Raw genomic sequence first — 671 nt, forward strand, 5'->3', positions numbered from 1 at the left:
GGCGTCCGGAGGGTCGAGCACCGGCGCGAGCGCTCCCGCCTGCGGTCCCGACGGGGCTGTCAAGGCCGCCGGGGCCGGTTCCCTCAAGGTGGCCATGGACCGGTGGGTGGCCGATTACCAGGCGGCCTGTCCCGGCACCCGGGCCGACTACGCGCCCACCGGGGCTGGCGCCGGGATCCAGCAGTTCAAGGAGGGCTCGGCCGACTTCGCCGTGGTCGACCGGCTCCTGACGCCGGCCCAGACCGAGTCCGTCGCCGCGCGCTGTCCCGGCGGGAGGCCGGTCCAGCTGCCGCTCGGAGTGCTGCCCGTGGCCGTCGTCGTCAACCTGCCGGGGGTGGACGCGCTCACCCTGGGCCCGGCCACCCTCGCCCGGATCTTCCGGGGTCAGATCACCCGCTGGAACCACGCCGAGATCGCCGCGAGCAACCCGGGCCGGCCCCTGCCCGACACGGCGATCCAGGTGGTCACCCCGACGGACGAGTCCACCACGACCCTGACCTTCACCCAGTACCTCTCGACCGTCGTGCCCACCGGCTGGGGGAGCATCCCCGAGTCCTCCCTGTCGGCCGTCGGCACCGGCCCGGGCGTCTCCAGCAGCGCCGTGGCCCGGACGGTCAAGCAGACCGCCGGGTCCATCTCCTTCACCCGGCCCGGCGCAGAGGCCACGGGCC

At 75.1% G+C, this 671-nt stretch carries 1 protein-coding gene; it reads left to right on the forward strand.

The window, feature by feature from the left end:
• Window positions 1-106: 106 nt before the first annotated feature.
• Window positions 107-671 (forward strand): substrate-binding domain-containing protein (locus VR44_RS10595; RefSeq protein ID WP_245691668.1); only part of this gene is annotated, 565 nt, incomplete at its 3' end.

The organism is Streptomyces katrae (genome assembly GCF_000966975.1).
GTDB classification, from domain to species: Bacteria; Actinomycetota; Actinomycetes; order Streptomycetales; family Streptomycetaceae; genus Streptomyces; species Streptomyces katrae.